The sequence below is a fragment of the Bacillus cereus group sp. Bce041 genome, from assembly GCF_052646455.1.
The window spans coordinates 95505-114655 of sequence record NZ_JBQXON010000002.1 but is presented as its reverse complement, the minus strand read 5'-3'; the positions used below and the strand labels follow the sequence as shown (position 1 = coordinate 114655).

Sequence of the window (19151 nt, the reverse complement as noted above, 5' to 3'; positions counted from 1 at the left end):
GGTTTTATTATGAAAATGATGTAGAGATGTAGTGGTTTTTACTAGAAAATAGCGGGTTTTGTAGTAAATCTTGCATATAAAGCAAATTACTAAACTTTTTACAAGAAAGGGTGTAGAATGGGTATCTAAAGAAAGAAGGTGTGAAAATGGCCAGCTGGAAACGGAATTTAATGATTTGTTGGCTAGGTTGTTTTACCACTGCAGCCGGTATGAGTTTAGTAATTCCTTTCTTATCTTTTTATATTGGGGAATTAGGAGTAACTGGCACTTCAAGCATTGCACAGTGGTCGGGACTTGCATTTGGTGTAACATTTTTAATGGGTGCGATCGTATCGCCAATATGGGGAAAGCTTGGTGATATACATGGACGGAAATTGATGCTTATTCGTGCTAGCCTCGGTATGGCGATTATTATGACGCTTATGGGGTTTGTAACGGATGTGTATCAACTAGTCGCACTAAGATTTTTAATGGGAGCAGTATCTGGTTTCCTTTCAACAGCGATGACATTTATTGCAGCAGAAACTCCGAAAGAACATTCAGGTTGGGCGATTTCCACAATTTCAACTGGTGGTGTGAGCGGTTCGTTACTTGGCCCGTTACTTGGCGGTTATTTGTCTGAGTTAATTGGAATGCGTCATGTCTTTCTTGTTACGGGAGCTTTTTTATTCCTTTCCTTTCTCATCGTTTTTTTCTTCCTGCATGAAGAAAATCACTCTGCTCAAGCAAAAAAAACACAGCCGAAAAAAGTATGGACGATGGTCCCAGCGAAGCATTTAATTATTAGTTTATTTGTAACAACATTTATTATTCAACTTGCTAATATGTCAGTTCAACCAATTGTTACATTGTACGTGAAAAATTTAGTAGGTCCTCATACTGCACATATTGAAACAATTGCGGGTGCAGTTATGTCAGCGACAGGATTAGCAGTTATTTTGGCAGCACCAAGACTAGGAAGATTATCAGATCATATCGGTCCTCAAAAAACGTTAGTTGTAGCGTTATTTGCTGCAGGAATTATTTTTATCCCGCAAGCATTTGTAACGTCAGCTTGGCAACTATTAATTCTTCGATTTTTATTAGGTATCGCACAAGCAGGATTATTACCTTCCGTACAAACTCTACTAAAACAACATACACCAACCCATGTTACGGGACGAATATTTGGATATAATCAATCATTTCAGTTTTTAGGAAATATGATTGGTCCAGTGCTCGGGGGACAAATTGCAGCGCATGCAGGTTTCCAATATGTTTTCCTCTCTACATCTTCACTATTATTTATTGCGTGTATTTGGGTTTATTTTCATAATAAGAACGAAGAGGTATCAGAGAAACGACATTTGGAAGTTAGTTAACTAAGTGAATGAAAAAGAAAAAGGATGAAGCAGCATGTGCTTCATCCTTTTCTTTAAAATCGAAGACAAAGATAACTTAATGTACCAAGCTCGTAACTACGGTGAATGACTTCACCGCTATTTTCACCACTTCCCATAGCGATAAATAAAGGAACAAAATGTTCTGCTCTTGGTACTGCTAATTGTGCATGAGGAGCATTTTTCTCCCAATTAAACAATGCATCTTTATCGTTATTCTGCATATGTTTAATAATCCAATCATCAAATTCAATTGCCCATTTTTCAGGTGTAGTTTGATTCCATTTCAGTGCTCGTAAATTATGAACGGTAACGCCACTCCCGATTACTAAAATATCTTCTTGTCCGAGTCCTTTAAGTGCTTCTCCAATTTCAAATTGTTCTTTTGCAGAAAGGAATGGATTGACTGATATTTGCACGACAGGAATATTTGCTTCTGGATACATGCGGTGCAGGAGTGTCCATGAACCATGATCTAAACCTCTCGTCATATTATGATGGACTGAAATACCTTTGTTCTTAAATTTTGTTTCTAAAATAGATGCAATATGAGAAGAGCCTTTCGCACGATATTTGATTTCGTATAACTCAGGGGGAAAACCTCCAAAATCATAAATTGTTTCATACTCGTTATCTGATGAGGAAATCGTTAATACTTCACTTTCCCAATGAGCAGTGAAAATAACAATTGCTTTCGGTTTATATGTTTCTCCAAGTGTTTTTAAAAATCGTGTATAGTCTGTATCTTGAATAGCGAGCATAGGCGAACCATGTGCTAAAAATAATGATGGCATCATAATAGTAGGAACCTCCTAAAAATTATATAGTTACTTTATGTAAGTAACTATATAATTTTATTTTGAATTCGTCAAGAAATTAGTTTAAAAGCAAGTCTGAAAAATACATCATTTGTCATAATGAAAGCAATTACATATAATATAAAATAAGAAAAGTGAATGGATATTCATTTTCTTAAAGCTATACATAATAGAGTTGGGGGCTGACGAAATGAATGTACAGGAAAGTTTCGTTACGGCATTGGATGGATCGGAAATTTATTTGCGTAAGTGGTTACCAGAAGGAGATCCGAGAGGAATTATTCAAATTGCACATGGCATGACAGAGCATGCAGGGGTGTATACAGAATTTGTAGATGCTTTATTGGAAGCAGGGTATGGTGTTTATGCGCATGATCATAAAGGACATGGGAAAACAGTAAAAAAAGAAGAAGATTATGGTCATTTTGAACCAAATATAGGGTGGAATCAAGTTGTATCGGATGTTATCTTTGTTTCAGAAAAGATAAAAGAAGAGCAGTCAAGTCCTTTGTTTTTACTTGGACATAGTATGGGTTCTTTTTTATCAAGACGTGCAGTACAACTTAGAGGCGAATTATATGATGGATTTCTGATTTCAGGAACAGGTGGAAATCCAGGGCTTTTAGGAGCTATTGGTCATAAAGTAGCAACAATCGAAATGAAATTGCGTGGGGCAAAAACGAAAAGTCCAATGTTAAACTTTTTATCTTTCGGAAACTTCAATTCGAACTTTAAGCCAAATCGTACAAAATTTGATTGGTTATCTTCAGATAATAATCAAGTTGATAAATATATTGCGGATCCGTTATGTGGTTTCATTTGTACGACGAGTTTTTACCGAGAATTATTTTCTGGTGTATTAGAAGTAAATAAACTAGAAGAATACAAGAAGACGCCAAAGAATCTTCCAATACATATATTCTCTGGTGATCGTGATCCTGTTGGCGATATGGGGAAAGGTGTAAAAGAAGTATATGAAAACTATAAAAAATGTGGTGTGAAAGACGTGACACTACGTTTATATGAAAATGGTAGACATGAAATGTTTCATGAAGTAAATAAGGATGAAGTATTTAAAGATTTAATTTCGTGGTTAGATGCGCATAATAAATGAGAAAGATAATCCCAAACTGTTTGTAGTTTGGGATTATTTATTATACAGAAATAGGGGCAATAAATTCTTAAATTCACTTTACTTAATAAAAAATAAAAAAATATTGTATGAGAGGAAACCTCACTTTTCTGAAGTGAGGTTTTTTGTAGTAACGAAGTAATAGTGAATAAAACTAATTTTAAAAGTAATTTAAAATCAAACTTTTTATAAAGCAACAGATGCTCGTTCATAATAGTAGTATAATAGTGAATGAGGTGTTAATAGAATGGAAGATAGAACATTAGGTTTATTACTAGATGTTGTTGGGGAATTATTTTCAGATGAAATTTCAATTGCTGTTTCGAATACGAAAGAATATATTTACTATCGGCCAAGTAAACGAATTGATTTAAAGATTAGTGTCGGGGATCCTATAAAGGAAGGAACGATTGCTCATAAAGCGATGGTGATGAATCAAAAAACATCTGAGTTTATGAATCGGGATGTTTTTGGTATTCCTTATCATGGAATGGCTGTACCATTTTCAAACAATGGAAAGCTTGAAGGGTGCGTAACGGCAATTTATCCAGCTTTAACGGATGGAAAGTCAGTCGTTACTTTAAAAACAACAGACGGCTGGATTCCGGTTCCTTTTTCAAAGGTTATGTATTTAGAGGCTAAAGATAAAAAGACGTACGTGAATTCAGAAGAGTTATCAGGAACACATAAATACTCTCTACAAGAATTCGAATACTTGCTTCCGAAAGATTCATTTATTAGATGTCACCGTTCGTTTATTGTAAATGTTAATCATATTAAAGCAATTTATCCTGATACCCATTCTACTTTTTTACTTTCAATGGATAATGGTGAGAGAGTACCAGTTAGTCAATCATACGCTAGTTATTTCCGTAAACTTCTAGGATTCTAAATTTTTCTGCTTTAGAACCTAGATTTGCTGTTCTGTCTGAATTTTCGGCATTGTATACTAAAATCCCTATTTTGATAGTGTTAATGTGTAAAATAATTATGAATATTCAATGAGAGAGGGATTACATATGGAGAACAATTTAGATAGAATCAGAGATCAACGTCTAAAAAATCGGGTAGTTACACCTGAAGAAGCAGCTTCCTGGATTCAAAGTGGAATGACTTTAGGCTTAAGTGGGTTTACACGTGCAGGTGATGTAAAAGCAGTCCCATTTGCGCTTGTAAACCGAGTTAAGAATGATGAATCTTTTAAAGTAAATGTTTATACTGGGGCTTCTTTAGGATCGGATGTAGACAAATTATTTGCTGAGGCAGGAATTTTAGGGAAAAGATTACCTTTCCAAGCTGACGCGACTATGCGAAAAGGAATTAATAACGGAGACTTTTTATTTGTGGATCAACACTTGTCTCATACAGCAGAGTTACTCCGTGCTGACGTTCTGGATATAGATTTCGCTATTTTGGAAGCGGTTGCGATTACAGAGGACGGAATGATTATTCCAACCACTTCAATTGGAAATTCCTTAGCGTTTTCCTTAAATGCTAAGTCTATTATTATTGAAATGAATATGGCTCAATCCGCGCAATTAGAGGGGCTACATGATCTATATGAACCAGGTAAACAAGGGGAGAGGCTTCCAATTCCGCTTGTGAAAACAGATGACCGAATTGGAACAATCGGTATTCCAATTGATCCTGAAAAAGTAAAGGGAATTGTGTTTACGAATCAATTGGATTCGCCATCGACAATTGTTCCTCCGGATGAAGAAACTGTTATTATGGCACAGCATTTAATAGAATTCCTTCGAGAAGAAGTCAAAGTAGGCCGATTAACAAATCGTTTAGCGCCGTTACAATCAGGAATTGGTTCAGTGGCTAACGCCGTATTGCATGGAATGTTAGATTCAGAATTTGAAGATTTAGAAGTATATTCCGAGGTTTTACAAGATGCAGTTTTTGATCTTATGGATGCTGGAAAAGTCAATTTTGCTTCTTGTTGTTCTATCACGCTTTCTGAAGAGAAAATGCAACAAGTATTTTCTAACTTTGAAAAATATCGTGACAAATTAATGATGCGTCCACAAGAGATTTCCAATCATCCTGAAATTATTCGTCGCCTTGGATTAATCTCAATTAATACTGCATTAGAATTAGATATATACGGAAATGTTAACTCTACTCACGTTTTAGGTACAAAAATGATGAATGGTATTGGTGGGTCTGGCGATTTTGCAAGAAATGCTCGCCTAGCTATCTTTGTTACTAAATCGATTGCGAAAGGTGGTAACATTTCAAGTATCGTTCCTTTCGTTTCTCATGTAGACCATACTGAACATGATGTAGATGTTATCGTCACTGAACAGGGATATGCCGACTTAAGGGGACTTGCGCCAAGAGAAAGAGTGGAACTTATTATTGAGAATTGCGCACATCCAATGTATCGTGAACAGCTACGAGCTTATTACGAAGAAGCAAAAATAAGAGGTGGACAAACTCCTCATATTTTAGAAAAAGCTTTTTCTTGGCATACGAACTATGCTAAAAATGGAACAATGCTTGAAGCGGTAGTAGAAACTGTATAGGTTTGTATCGTACGAAATAGTAAAACGAATGAGTGAGCTTGAAGATTAAATTTTAGAAAAAGAGAACGCCAACTTTTAGGGATGGCGTTCTTTTTCTTTAAAAAAATTGTTGAAAGTCGTACTGATTATAATAAAGATTCATAAAATTAATTTCTATTTTATGGAAATTAAAGGTTTTTTTGAAGTGCTTTCCGAATCAATTTAGTAGTGTACATATTGAAAGTGAGGAAAAAGAATCATGAAGATAAGAGAAGCATTATTAAGTGAAGCAAATGAATTAAGTGAAGCAAATGAATTAAGTGAACTCGCACTACATTCAAAAGCAACGTGGAATTATAGTGAAGAATTCATACTTGCTTGTAAGGAAGATTTAACAATTACGGAAGAGTACATAAAAAATAATTTTGTATATGTTTTAGTAAACGATAATGCGAAGATTGGTTTTTTCTCATTTTTACGTAATGATAAAGCTCTCGATTTCTTGTACATTCATCCTCATTACAAAGGAAAAGGTTACGGGAAAATACTTTGGGAGTATGTAATAGAAAAAGCCAATGAACTAGGATTAAAAAGTTTTACAATTGATAGTGATCCGAATGCAAAAGGATATTACTTGAAAATGGGAGCACAGTTAATAGGAGAGACACCATCAACTGTCTTTAAGGGTCGTGTACTGCCTCTTTTGAAATATGATGTGTAAAACTATTAATAGTAGGGGAAGATTAGAATGGATGATGTAAAGGAAAAAAGAATATATGAAGCACTAATAAAATCGTGGTCGATTGAAACGAGTTCAAAGTGGACAATTGAAAACCCAGCAAAGGGACAATGTGGTGTTACAGCTCTTGTCGTTCAAGACATATACGGAGGAGAAATTAAAAAGACAAAAGTAAGAGAGGTATGGCACTTTTATAACTTTATAGATGGGCAGAGATTTGATTTTACAGAGACTCAATTCAATGGGAAATTGAATTATATGGATGAAAAGTCAAATCGGGAAGAAGCATTTGCAGATACAAATGAAAAGCAATATAACATTTTGAAGGGAAAAATAACGAAAGAATTAAAATTATCTTTTGACTCTTAATCTTTAATAAGTTACTATAATGGTGGTAACTTATTAAAGGGAACTTCATAGAGTTGAAAGGGGAAATACTTTTGAAAACAACTTATGTAAACGCTACAATTGTAACGATGAATGAACAAAACGAAGTGATAGAAAATGGATATATCATTGTAGAGAATGATCAAATTATAGATGTAAAGAGCGGAGAATTCGCTAATGAATTTGAAGTAGATGAAGTAATTGACATGAAAGGAAAGTGGGTTTTACCAGGGCTTGTAAATACACATACACACGTTGTAATGAGTCTCCTAAGAGGTATTGGAGATGATATGTTATTACAGCCATGGCTTGAGACGAGAATTTGGCCACTGGAAAGTCAATTTACTCCCCAAATTGCGGTCGCTAGTACGGAATTAGGATTACTTGAGATGGTGAAAAGTGGTACAACATCATTCTCTGACATGTTTAATCCAATTGGAGTAGATCAAGACGCAATTATGGAAACGGTATCAAGGAGCGGGATGCGAGCTGCTGTTTCAAGGACTTTATTTAGCTTCGGAACGAAAGACGATGAAAAGAAAGCGATTGAAGAAGCTGAGAAATATGTGAAGCGTTACTATAACGAAAGTGGCATGTTAACTACGATGGTTGCACCACATAGTCCATATACATGTAGTACAGAATTGTTAGAAGAGTGCGCACGGATTGCAGTAGAGAATCAAACGATGGTTCATATCCATCTTTCTGAAACAGAGCGTGAAGTACGTGATATTGAAGCACAGTATGGAAAACGTCCAGTAGAATATGCAGCGAGCTGCGGATTGTTTAAACGCCCAACAGTTATTGCACACGGTGTAGTATTAAATGACGATGAGCGTGCATTTTTAGCAGAACATGATGTTCGAGTAGCACATAACCCAAATAGTAATTTAAAACTAGGTTCTGGTATAGCGAATGTAAAAGCGATGCTAGAAGCAGGAATAAAAGTAGGAATTGCAACAGATAGTGTTGCATCTAACAATAATTTAGACATGTTTGAAGAAATGCGCATAGCGACTTTACTACAAAAAGGTATTCACCAAGATGCAACAGCTTTACCAGTTGAAACAGCTCTTACACTTGCGACAAAAGGAGCTGCTGAAGTAATCGGCATGAAACAAACCGGGTCACTAGAAGCTGGTAAGTGTGCTGATTTTATTACGATTGACCCGTCTAACAAGCCGCATCTACAACCAGCAGATGAAGTGTTATCACACCTTGTATATGCTGCGAGTGGTAAAGATATAAGCGATGTAATTATTAACGGAAAACGTGTCGTTTGGAATGGTGAATGTAAAACGTTAGATGAAGAGCGTATTATATTTGAAGCACGTCGTTATAAACGAGGTCTGCAAAGATAGATAATTATGTGGCAGTTGAAAAAGCTATCCTTTTAAAAGGATAGCTTTTTTCTTGAACGAATAAATATTCAAAAGAATGTCGCATCTTTCTGTTAGTATTTCTGCTATAATATATTACGCTTTATAATATTTTATATTTAAGGAGAACAACTCATGAAGCGAAAAAAGAGCCATTTAATGGTAATGGCACTTGTTACATCTTTATTATTAACAGCTTGTAATAATAAAGCGAATAAAAGTGATACAGAGGTTAAAAAACAAGTGTTAAATGTAACAGTATCAGAAGAAATTCCTTCTCTGGACACTGTGAAAACAACAGATGGTACATCAGCCCACATTATGCAGAATATATTTGAAGGGTTATATGTATTAAACGATCAAGATCAGCCTACTCCAGCCATAGCAAAATCGTTTAAAAGAAGTGAAGATGGTAAGAAATATACATTTGACTTGCGTAAAGATGCAAAATGGTCAAATGGGGATAATGTAACAGCAAATGATTTTACATTTGCTTGGAAACGTGCAATTAACCCTGAAACAGCCTCTCAATATGCGTCCATGCTCTTTTATGTAAAAAATGCGAAAGAGATCAATAAGGGAACAATGCCTCTTGATGCACTTGGGGTTAAAGCGATAAATAATTATACGTTAGAAGTTGAACTCGAACAGTCAATTCCGTATTTTTTACAGTTGTTAGCACTACCTATATACTTACCACAGCATGAATCATTTTTGAAAGAACAAGGAAACAATTATGCATTGGAACCTAGTAATCTCATATATAACGGTCCATTTGTATTAGAAAAATGGAAGCATGAACAAGAGTTTCAATTAAAGAAGAATGCTACATATTGGGATCGAAAGAAAGTGAAATTAGACGAAATAAACTTTCATATCGTAAAGGATACAATGACAGCTGTAAATTTATATGAAGCTGGAGATTTAGATCGAGTACCTATTAATTCGCAAGTTGTAGACAAGTATAAAGGGAATAAGGAATTACATATGTCGAGTGATCCTGGAATTGCTATGCTTCGTTTTAATGAAAAAAATACCGCGTTAGCAAATAAAAAGGTGCGTCAATCTATTTCATTAGCGTTAAATAAAGATGATTTCGTTGCTCACTTTATTAATAACGGAGCAAAACCTGCAAGTGGACTTGTACCAGTTGGTCATGTAAATGAAGTGACTGGTAAAGATTTTAGAAAAGAAAATGGAGATATTTCCTCATATGATTTGCAAAATGCAAAAAAACTTTGGGAAGAAGCGAAAAAAGAGCTTGGGGTAGAACAAGTAAACCTAGAGTTCTTAACGTTCGAACAAGATAATGCAATACGTATGGCAGAATATATAAAAGGTGATTTAGAGAAGAATTTGCAAGGGTTAACGATACAAATTAAACAACAGCCATTTAAGCAAAAATTACAGTTAGAACAAATAGGTGATTACGATATAACTATGGCAAATTGGGGACCTGACTATAAAGACCCAATTAGTTATTTAGAGTTATTTACGACAGGGAATCCGAATAATAAAATGAATTATTCTAATGTTCGTTACGATGAATTAATAAAGAAAGCGAAAACGGATTTTGTACTAGATACGGAAAATCGATGGAAAGCGTTGCGAGAAGCCGAGCAGGTATTATTAGAAGATGCTGCGGTGGCGCCGCTTTATCATATTGGCTCAGCATATGTACAAAAGGATTATGTAAAAGGAATTGAAAAGCATCAATTTGGTGGTATTTATACTTATAAGAATGCTTATATTGCTAATGAATAAATACAAAAAACCTTACTTTTTAAAAGTAAGGTTTTTTACACATGAATTCTATTAAACCGATTTTAATAAAGCGTAAAAATTCGTATCATATGGGATATCATCTTGATACATATAATTTTTTAGAACTCCTTCTTTTTCAAAACCTAGTTTTAATAGCACTTTATTGGAAGCTTCATTTTCAAGAAATACAATTGCCCCAATCCGCTTTAAATGAATCGTATGGAAACCGTATGATATAACCTCAGAAACAGCTTCAGTCGCATATCCTTTTCCCCAGTGTTCAGGCAAAAAGGCATAACTTATATTGGCTCGTTTATGCTCAGAAGACCAATCGTGAAAACCAATGGTACCGATGAGTTCTTTCTTGTCTTTTAATTCGATTCCCCATTTTATACCGTTTCTTGCATTGTAACTCAACTTAAAGTTATGAATGATTTGTTTCACTTGATCAACATCTTGTAACGGTTTTTGGCCATAATAGCGCAGTACATTAGTATTAGAAAAGCATTGTAGTATACGCGGTGCATCTTCTTCGGTAAGTTCTCTTAAAATAAGTCTTTCAGTTTTTAATAAAGGAAACATATTTTCGCTCCTTTTCACATGAAAATAGAATGTATTTGTTATTATATAATTTAATCTGAAAATAAAGATTATTCAAGGTGTAAGGGTAGATTTGATTTATGATAAACTTAGATGTGGAATATATTTCAAAAAAGAGGTTTGGAAATGGAAAAAAATTCGATATTAATTGTAGATGACGATAAAGATATTATTCAATTTATTAATGTGAATTTAAAACAAGAAGGTTTTAAAGTTTTTAGTGCTCATAACGGAGAAGAGGCTTTAGAAATAATAAATAATAACAGTATTCAACTTGCTATTTTGGATATTATGATGCCTCAAATGGATGGTATAGAACTTTGTAGAAGGATTAGAGAGAAACATAGTTTACCAATTATGTTTTTAAGCGCGAAATCATCGGATGTAGATAAGGTAATTGGATTTAGTACTGGGGCAGATGATTATATTGTGAAGCCGTTCAGTACAATTGAATTTATCGCAAGAGTGAAAGCTCAATTAAGAAGGTATACATATTTCAATCAAAATGCTCCCCAAGTAATGGAAAAGAAAATAAATATTAGAGGTTTAGAAATAGATGAAGTGTCGAGAACAGTAATGTTATATGGAGAAAGAATCAATCTTACGAAAACTGAATATGATATTTTACACTTAATGGCAGCTGCAAGGAATCGTGTGTTCACAATTGAAGAAATATATGAGAGCGTTTGGAACGAAAGAGCCTATGAAAGTAATAATACAGTAATGGTTCATATTGCAAGATTGAGAAATAAAATTGAAGAGAATCCAAAAGAACCGAAGTTTATTCAAAATGTTTGGGGAGTCGGATATAAAATTGAAGATTAAATCATTACAAGGCATTAGAGCTAAGTTTTTTATCGCATTCATATGTAGCATCTTGTTAGCGACTGTAAGTATAATAGTGTTTCAAATTTTAGTTGGAAATATATATAGTCAGGTTAATGTTTTAGAGGAAAAATATTCATTTTTATATTTTATAGTTTTTTTGATTTTTACTACAACATACTTTGCATGTATGACAAAAACACTGATGAAAAGGTTGTCTCAAATTAACAAGAACCTGAAGGAAATAAGTGACGGTAATTTTGAAATACATATACCTATTTTGAAAAATGACGAGATTGGTGAACTAGCGGCAAATGTTAATAGAATGGCGAAAAGCTTAAAAGAGTCTATCGAGAATGAAAAAAAATCACAGGAAATGAAAAATGAAATGATTAGTAATATTTCTCATGATTTACGAACGCCAGTAACATCTTTAATCGGTTATGCGGACCTGTTAGGAAATAAACTTCATTCGAATGGAGAGGAATGTGAACAGTATGTAAGTATATTAAAGCGAAAAAGTTATGAATTAAAACATCAAATAGATGATTTATTAGAATACTGTCAAATAAATTATAGAGAGATTGAATTACATAAAGATGAAGTAGATATGAAAGCATTAATTGAACAAATCATGATTGACTTTGTACCACAATTAGATGATGCTAATATGAGCTTTTATATTAAAAGTGATGAAGTGCTGCATGTAGAAGTTGATGTAGCACTTATAGTGAGACTATTTGAAAATGTAATAGGTAATAGTATTATGTATGGAAAAGATGGAAAGGAAATTGCAATTGAAATTTCCAATAAAACAATGAATGTTGAAGTAGAAATTAAAAATTTTGGACAATGCATTCCGAAAGAGGACCTTCCTTACGTTTTTGAGAAATTTTATCGTAGTGAAAAATCACGTAGTTCTCATACGGGCGGGAAAGGAATAGGACTTGCAATTTCAAAAAGTATAGCCGATCTCCATCAAGGGGATATCACTGTACGTAGTAACGATAAAGAAACAGTTTTTACTGTGAAATTACCGCAGTATAAAAAAGTAAGAAAGTCGTAAGTATTTCTTTTATATGTCGTAATTTTTACTTTGTATCATTGAGAAAAAGGATATGAGAGTAGGGACGCGACATGTGGAAGGCATTTTTATTAGTAATTATAGTTTCTTTTTTAATTATAAGTTGGATCTTAGTTTATGTAGCTAATGGTGTTACATCAGTTTTTGTTTGGTGGAGTATACAGGCTTTTAGTTTTATTTCAGTTTTCCTCTTGGTAGGATCAGTAATAATATTTTTTTGGAAAGGCATTTTTAGAAAGCGGATAGATAGAACGCTATTTTTAATCATTCTGTTTTCTATCATTGGAGCTTGGCCTGTCGGTTGGTTTGCTAATATAGGTAGAATTGCTTATCCAGCAGATATACAATCTATGAGTCCTAAAGCAGTAGTTCGTTTTCCTTTGAATGAGCGAGCATTAATAGGTTGGGGTGGTGATCGGTTAGAAATGAACTATCACGTTATAAAACCAAATGAAAGGTGGGCATATGATATTCTCATTCCACCTGCTGAAGTGAAAAGTAGTAAGTTAGAGGATTACGGAATATATGGAGCGAAAGTAATGGCACCAGCTTCTGGGACGGTTGTATCAATTAATAATAATGAACAAGATTTAGTTCCGGGATCGGATAATTTTCAGTCAATGGCTGGGAATCATATTTATTTACGACTAGATGAAACGGGCACATTTTTAATTCTTGCCCATTTAAAGAAAGGATCAATTAATGTGAGAGAAGGACAACATGTAAATGAAGGAGAATTTCTTGCTCAAGTCGGTAACTCAGGAAGTTCAAGTGAGCCGCATTTACATATTCATCATCAAAGGCAAGATCCGTCCAAGGTAAGTATGTTTTTTGCGGAAGGATTGCCACTTTACTTTCGAACTGAAAATGGTGTCATGATGCCGGAAAGAGGGACATACACAAGTGGTAACTAGAAGAAAATCATTTCATCCAAAAAGGGTACTCCAAATTAAAATTGGAATACCCTTTTTTCATTACCCTACAAATGTTTGATACAGTAAGAAGATATTTAAAACGATAACGAGTGCTGCAATTATCCAAGCGATAAATGTTGTTATACGGTGGTTAACGAGTGCACCCATAATCTTTTTGTTACTTGTAAACATAATAAGTGGCACTAGTGCAAATGCAATACCGAATGATAAGACGACTTGGCTCATGACTAGAGCGTAAGTTGGATTTACACCTAAAGCGATAATAACTAATGGTGGAATCATTGTAATAAATCGGCGTAAGTATAACGGAATATGCATGCGAATGAAACCTTGCATAATAATATCACCCGACATTGTACCGACAGAAGAGCTAGATAGTCCTGCTGATAAGAGCCCAATTCCAAACAAAGCAGCTGATACAGGACCTACTAAGTTGGTAAATTGAGTGTAAGCAACATCTAAATCTTCAACGTGCAAGCCGTTTTTAAAGAATAGTGCAGCAGCAACAATTAACATACTTGCATTAATTGCTCCAGCAATAACCATTGCAATAATAATATCGATAAATTCGAAACGAAAAATCTTTTTCTTTTGTTCGTCAGTTGTTCCGACCACACGGCGTTGTGTTAATGCAGAATGCAAGTATATTGCATGCGGCATAACTGTCGCACCTAAAATCCCTGCTGCAAGTAATATACTGTCTACACCTTGGAATTTTGGAATAAATAGTCCTGAAAGAAGGGGACTTAATTCTGGTTTTGCATAAAAAACTTGAATCCCAAAAGCAATTACTACAATGAAAATCATTCCTGTAATAATAGCTTCTAGTGGACGAAATCCTCTACGTTGAAATTCAAGGATAATAAATGATCCGGCTGCTGTAATTAAAGCGGCAGGTAGCATCGGGATTCCAAATAGTAAGTAAAGCCCCAATGCAGCTCCAATAAATTCCGCTAAATCTGTAGCCATAATAACTAGTTCACCTTGTATCCATAAACCGATAGACACAGGCTTTGGAAAGTTTTCACGAGCTATTTCGGGTAAATTGTTTCCTGTAGCAATTCCTAATTTAGCTGATAAAGTTTGGATTAATACAGCCATTAAGTTAGAGGCGAGTATAACCCATAATAGTAAATATCCATATTGTGAACCAGCTGCGATATTTGTAGCAAAGTTGCCAGGATCAATATAAGCAACGGACGCTATAAAAGCGGGTCCTAAAAATGGTAACAGTCTTTTCCAGCCTTTTGTTTCTCCACTTAAAGCTAAGTGAGCTGATTGTACGGTTGTACTTTCAGAAGGGAGATGTTCATCTTTTGTTATATCTTTATTCATAGTAGTTTTCCCCTTTAAAATGTTAACTTGATGAAATTATTGTATTTATTCTTACTCATTATTTCAATACATTTAGATATGTTATATGATAATTTCATTTGAACACGAAAGTTTCCTTAATGCAAATTATATGCCTTTATGCAATGGATGGTGTGATAACGTAAAATAAATTGGGAGTTTATGGTGTGATGACGTGGGGAAACATAATAAATTAAAGGGTCAATTTTGAAATTTATGTGAACATAAAGCCGATAATCCAGCATATTAATTGATGGAATTGCATTTGTATGATATATAATATATTGGGATTACAACATAACCATAGTGTTTTGATGTGTAATCTTGTTTTTTATTTTTGTTAACTGATAGAAAATAGTATAAAGAAAAGAAAATGGGATTCATTTTCTTATTATATATGTTTTGATATGAACGTTAACTTATACATGATTTTAAAAATTAGATAGGTGGTAGAAATACATTGGCAACTACAAAACCATACAGAGTATTACTATATTACATGTACACAACAATTGAAAACCCAGAAGAATTCGCGGCAGAGCATTTAGAATTTTGTAATTCACTTGAATTAAAAGGAAGAATTCTTGTAGCGAAAGAAGGTATTAACGGAACTTGTTCTGGAACTGTAGAACAAACAGAGAAATACATGGAAGCAATGAACAATGATCCACGTTTTGACGGTATCGTATTTAAAATAGATGAAGCTGATGGTCATGCATTCAAGAAAATGCACGTGCGTCCTCGTCCAGAGTTAGTTACACTTCGTCTAGAAGATGACATTAACCCACACGAAATAACTGGGAAGTATTTAGAGCCAAAAGATTTTTATGAAGCAATGAAACAAGAAGATACAGTTATCATTGATGCACGAAATGATTATGAGTTTGATTTAGGTCACTTCAAAGGTGCGATTAAACCTGATATCGAATCATTCCGTGAATTACCAGATTGGATTCGTGAAAATAAAGAAGTACTTGAAGGTAAAAAGATTTTAACTTATTGTACAGGCGGAATTCGTTGTGAGAAGTTTTCTGGTTGGTTAGTTCGTGAAGGCTATGAAGATGTAAGTCAGCTTCACGGCGGAATTGTAACGTACGGAAAAGACCCAGAGGTACAAGGTGAGCTTTGGGATGGACAATGTTACGTGTTCGATGAGCGTATTGCTGTACCAGTAAACCAAAAAGAACATGTTATCGTTGGTAAAGACCACTTTACAGGTGAACCTTGTGAGCGCTATGTAAACTGTTCAAATCCAGAATGTAATAAGAAAATTTTATGTTCTGAAGAAAACGAAGCGAAATATTTACGTGCATGTTCTCATGAATGTCGTGTAAGTCCACGTAACCGCTACGTAATACAACATGAATTAACGGAAGAGCAAGTAGCTGCTGCATTAGAGCAAATCGAAGCAGGGAAGTAAACTGAATTCGTATAATAAAAGGGGTACTCCAAGTTTTATTTTGGAGCACCCTTTTTTTATTATCCGGTCCTGTCATTTGTCGGTAAGTCGATATATTAAAAAAATCGCTGATATATTTCGAGTTGCGCCGATATAATCGGAAAATCGCTCATAAAAATTTCACTTAATGCAGCGCGCCAAGAATTTGAAAATAACCTTTTTTAATTTTTATCTTCTTTCTCTTTAACGGCAGAAAGTACAGTTTGTTTTACCCAAGCTTTTCTTCGTTTATGCTGTAGACCCCATTGGTATAAACTTTGGGCTCCTAAAATAAGTGAAATGACAATGCCGCTAATCGCAATTAATAGAGCGAAAAATTCAAGAGGTGACGATATTTTGTTTGAATCGGTGTTTCTGAAAAGGTCAATCATAGTAAACCCTAACATTTGGCCCACTACAGAGTAGAGCGTTAAAATTAATAATAAGAGGCTATCTTTTTTAGAGGCGACATTTTCTTGATATTTAAACAAACTATCAAGATTTTGTTTCGCGTTCGAGTATAGAACCTCAATATTAAAAAGTTTTCTTAAACGAAAGAAAATATCTTCACTTTGTGATTGGGATACTAATTCTAAAGAAAAATAATTAGCAGTGAACGAATTGATCGAATAAATTAATTTCTCTATTTCATTAGTATCTTGTTCAATGTTTAGCTCAGCATAGGCGTTAGCCATTTTTAATAAAACAATTTTATGGAATAGGTTTAATAATAAAGCGTAATAAAATTCTCCGTACATTTGACTAGCAAGTTTAGCGATTTTACGTTCTCCTTCATTTGTTACACATGTAAAAATATGTTCTTCCATTATGAAATAACGATTTGGAGTCCATCTCTGGTAAGCGTGTTTTTTTAAATAGTCATGAATGTAAGGAAGGTTATTTGCGCTCACATATGGCTTACCATCACTTGTTAATCCGGAAAGACTAGAAGTACGATAAACATCCACTTCATTAAGCTCCATACCTTCTTTTAGTGACAATAAAGTTTGGACGTACATTCTTTGGTCTTCGAAGAAAGGGAAGGTTTGAAAGTATGAACTTCTTAATCTCTTCTTTTCAAAGAAATCAGTTACACCATGAAATAAATAACCAAAAATGAATTTTTCAACTTGGGAATACTTTTTTCCGTTACATTCAATACAAATAGTCTCATTTGTATCATTTTTAGTTTCAAGTACACGGAAGCGAGCAGCGAATTCGATTGCTTCAGATAAAGTCATGTTTGGAGCAGTGTTTACTTCTGTTCGAATTGTTAAGAAGCCAAGTTCATAAGGACAAAGTGTGACATCAATAGAGTGTATCTTGAATGGAATTGAAATAAGGTTTGTTGTTAAATGTCCAGTTAAGTTAAGGTCCTTTGAATAACGTTGCAAGCCCTTTTGATGCTCTGAGTGAGGAAAGAGAATTTTATTTGTAAATGAAAGATAGTATGCTTCCATATTTTGATGTGAAACTTTAAACTCCCCATAATATGTATTTTCATCATCGAGATGATCGAGCCGAAAAGGACGAAAATCGTTTTTTTGTAAGAAAGGGAACATCTCTTGTTCATATCCAGCTTTAAACGAAAACGGGAATATAAATTGAAATATAGCTGTTGCTACACCTTTTTCCTCAATTGATTGTATTGCCTCCATCTACATTGTGTCCTTTCCATATATGCTATAGAAACAACATGCCCAAATTTATTTGAAAATAACCACTCTTTTATACTCAATTGAGAGTGAAAATTCAGCTTATTTAGCAGGGAACATGTATAATGTTATGTATACTAAAAGTTATAAAATTGTATTTTGAAAAGGGGGATGCTGTATGCGGATTTTAGTATTAGGCGCTGGTGGAGTCGGAGGATTTTTTGGTGGCAGATTAGTCGAGAAGGGAGAAGATGTCACGTTTCTTGTTCGTAGTAAACGGAAAAAACAATTAGAGGAAAGAGGACTTGTAATCCGAAGTGTTAACGGGGATTTTTCCTTCCGACCGAAATTAATAACGAAAGAAGAGCGAACTTCTCCATTTGATGTTATTTTATTTTCAACAAAAGCGTATCACTTAAACGAGGCAATTCAAGATTTGAAGCCGTTTGTTGGCGAAAATACTGTAATCATTCCATTGTTAAATGGTATCGCTCATTTATCGCTATTACAAAAAGAATTCGGCGAAGAAAAAGTAATTGGCGGTTTATGCTTTATCGAGACGACGTTAAACGATCAAGGAGAAATTGTACAAACCAGCGCTGCCAACAGACTTGTGTTTGGAGAAATTAAGTCTCAAAATTCAGAGAGAGTAAAGCATATTTCTAAAGCATTTTCAGGTACGAAATCTAGTTTTGTTTTAAGTGAAAATATTACGCAAGATATGTGGCATAAATATTTATTTATTACTGTAATGTCAGGTGTGACAACGTTAATGCGTGCACCAATTGGACCAATCCGTGAAAGTGAAGGCGGCCGTGATTTTATCCGTAATGTGTTTGAGGAATCTGTACAAATCATGAGAGTATTAGGAGCTCCAGTAAAGGCTAATATTGCCCAGGAACATATGAAAACGATTGATAAAATTTCGTATGATATGAAGTCATCAATGCAACGTGATATGGAAAAGGGTTCGTTTATTGAAGGGAAGCACTTGCAAGGATATTTACTGGATGTAGCAGAGAAATTTTCTATAGCGGCACCATTATTAGAATCTATATATCAAAATTTAAAGGTGTATGAAGAGATGACCTTTAACAAATCTGTAATAGAATTAGATGTATGAAAAAATAAAAAAGATAGCAATATATAA

The 19151-nt window shown here is 34.3% G+C and carries 17 protein-coding genes; 13 read left to right on the top strand and 4 right to left on the bottom strand.

Features of this window, described 5'->3' with window-relative positions; genetic code table 11:
• The first annotated feature begins 146 nt into the window (after positions 1–146).
• Positions 147–1361 (top strand): multidrug efflux MFS transporter, encoded by a 1215-nt coding sequence (locus ACUN13_RS06505; protein ID WP_088346088.1) that lies wholly within the window; start codon positions 147–149, stop codon positions 1359–1361.
• A 53-nt stretch (positions 1362–1414) separates the two neighbouring features.
• Here the strand turns inward: ACUN13_RS06505 and ACUN13_RS06500 are convergent, their stop codons facing one another.
• The gene (locus tag ACUN13_RS06500) at positions 1415–2176 is read right to left on the bottom strand and encodes a DODA-type extradiol aromatic ring-opening family dioxygenase (protein WP_000982899.1); all 762 of its coding nucleotides are present in this window, start codon (positions 2174–2176) and stop codon (positions 1415–1417) included.
• A gap of 211 nt (positions 2177–2387) precedes the next feature.
• Between ACUN13_RS06500 and ACUN13_RS06495 the strand changes: the two genes are divergently transcribed.
• From ACUN13_RS06495 to ACUN13_RS06465, 7 genes are all read left to right on the top strand, one after another.
• Entirely contained in the window at positions 2388–3311 is a 924-nt protein-coding gene (locus tag ACUN13_RS06495) for an alpha/beta hydrolase (protein ID WP_001102581.1), read from the top strand.
• A 265-nt stretch (positions 3312–3576) separates the two neighbouring features.
• Positions 3577–4221 (top strand): LytTR family DNA-binding domain-containing protein, encoded by a 645-nt coding sequence (locus ACUN13_RS06490; protein WP_000390210.1) that lies wholly within the window; start codon positions 3577–3579, stop codon positions 4219–4221.
• 127 nt (positions 4222–4348) lie between these two features.
• Entirely contained in the window at positions 4349–5863 is a 1515-nt protein-coding gene (locus tag ACUN13_RS06485) for an acetyl-CoA hydrolase/transferase family protein (protein ID WP_000429832.1), read from the top strand.
• Between the two features lie 238 nt (positions 5864–6101).
• The gene (locus ACUN13_RS06480) at positions 6102–6563 is read left to right on the top strand and encodes a GNAT family N-acetyltransferase (RefSeq protein ID WP_445423731.1); all 462 of its coding nucleotides are present in this window, start codon (positions 6102–6104) and stop codon (positions 6561–6563) included.
• 27 nt (positions 6564–6590) lie between these two features.
• Complete coding sequence (locus ACUN13_RS06475) at positions 6591–6950, top strand: YunG family protein (protein ID WP_000342907.1); 360 nt, start codon at positions 6591–6593, stop codon at positions 6948–6950.
• A 53-nt stretch (positions 6951–7003) separates the two neighbouring features.
• Entirely contained in the window at positions 7004–8329 is a 1326-nt protein-coding gene (locus ACUN13_RS06470; RefSeq protein ID WP_142292984.1) for a bifunctional S-methyl-5'-thioadenosine deaminase/S-adenosylhomocysteine deaminase, read from the top strand.
• 153 nt (positions 8330–8482) lie between these two features.
• The gene (locus tag ACUN13_RS06465; protein WP_025710136.1) at positions 8483–10111 is read left to right on the top strand and encodes a peptide ABC transporter substrate-binding protein; all 1629 of its coding nucleotides are present in this window, start codon (positions 8483–8485) and stop codon (positions 10109–10111) included.
• A gap of 51 nt (positions 10112–10162) precedes the next feature.
• Here ACUN13_RS06465 and ACUN13_RS06460 read toward each other — a convergent pair whose 3' ends face one another.
• Positions 10163–10693, bottom strand: a complete 531-nt coding sequence (locus ACUN13_RS06460) for a GNAT family N-acetyltransferase (RefSeq protein ID WP_000484220.1) — start codon at positions 10691–10693, stop codon at positions 10163–10165.
• A gap of 144 nt (positions 10694–10837) precedes the next feature.
• Here ACUN13_RS06460 and ACUN13_RS06455 point away from each other — a divergent pair, with 144 nt between their 5' ends.
• The 3 genes from ACUN13_RS06455 (at position 10838) to ACUN13_RS06445 (ending at position 13534) form a co-directional block, all read left to right on the top strand.
• On the top strand, positions 10838–11536 hold the full coding sequence (locus tag ACUN13_RS06455; protein WP_000414517.1) for a response regulator transcription factor: 699 nt from the start codon (positions 10838–10840) through the stop codon (positions 11534–11536).
• Entirely contained in the window at positions 11502–12602 is a 1101-nt protein-coding gene (locus tag ACUN13_RS06450; protein WP_162837403.1) for a HAMP domain-containing sensor histidine kinase, read from the top strand. The genes ACUN13_RS06455 and ACUN13_RS06450 overlap by 35 nt, the downstream gene beginning before the upstream one ends.
• Positions 12603–12673: 71 nt before the next feature.
• On the top strand, positions 12674–13534 hold the full coding sequence (locus ACUN13_RS06445) for a M23 family metallopeptidase (protein ID WP_000265298.1): 861 nt from the start codon (positions 12674–12676) through the stop codon (positions 13532–13534).
• Positions 13535–13594: 60 nt separating this feature from the next.
• Here ACUN13_RS06445 and ACUN13_RS06440 read toward each other — a convergent pair whose 3' ends face one another.
• Positions 13595–14890, bottom strand: coding sequence for an Nramp family divalent metal transporter (locus tag ACUN13_RS06440; RefSeq protein WP_001030679.1), 1296 nt, complete (start codon positions 14888–14890; stop codon positions 13595–13597).
• A 478-nt stretch (positions 14891–15368) separates the two neighbouring features.
• On the opposite strand from ACUN13_RS06440, the gene trhO reads away from it, so the two are divergent.
• Complete coding sequence (gene trhO, locus ACUN13_RS06435) at positions 15369–16328, top strand: oxygen-dependent tRNA uridine(34) hydroxylase TrhO (protein ID WP_000246231.1); 960 nt, start codon at positions 15369–15371, stop codon at positions 16326–16328.
• Positions 16329–16528: 200 nt separating this feature from the next.
• On the opposite strand, the gene ACUN13_RS06430 is transcribed toward trhO, so the two are convergent.
• Positions 16529–18004: a hypothetical protein gene (locus ACUN13_RS06430; protein ID WP_342761745.1), complete on the bottom strand. Its 1476-nt coding sequence runs from the start codon at positions 18002–18004 to the stop codon at positions 16529–16531.
• A gap of 175 nt (positions 18005–18179) precedes the next feature.
• On the opposite strand from ACUN13_RS06430, the gene panE reads away from it, so the two are divergent.
• Positions 18180–19124 carry a 2-dehydropantoate 2-reductase gene (panE, locus tag ACUN13_RS06425; RefSeq protein WP_001221912.1) on the top strand — a complete coding sequence of 315 codons (945 nt, stop codon included), beginning with the start codon at positions 18180–18182 and terminating at the stop codon, positions 19122–19124.
• The last annotated feature ends 27 nt before the right edge of the window (positions 19125–19151 follow it).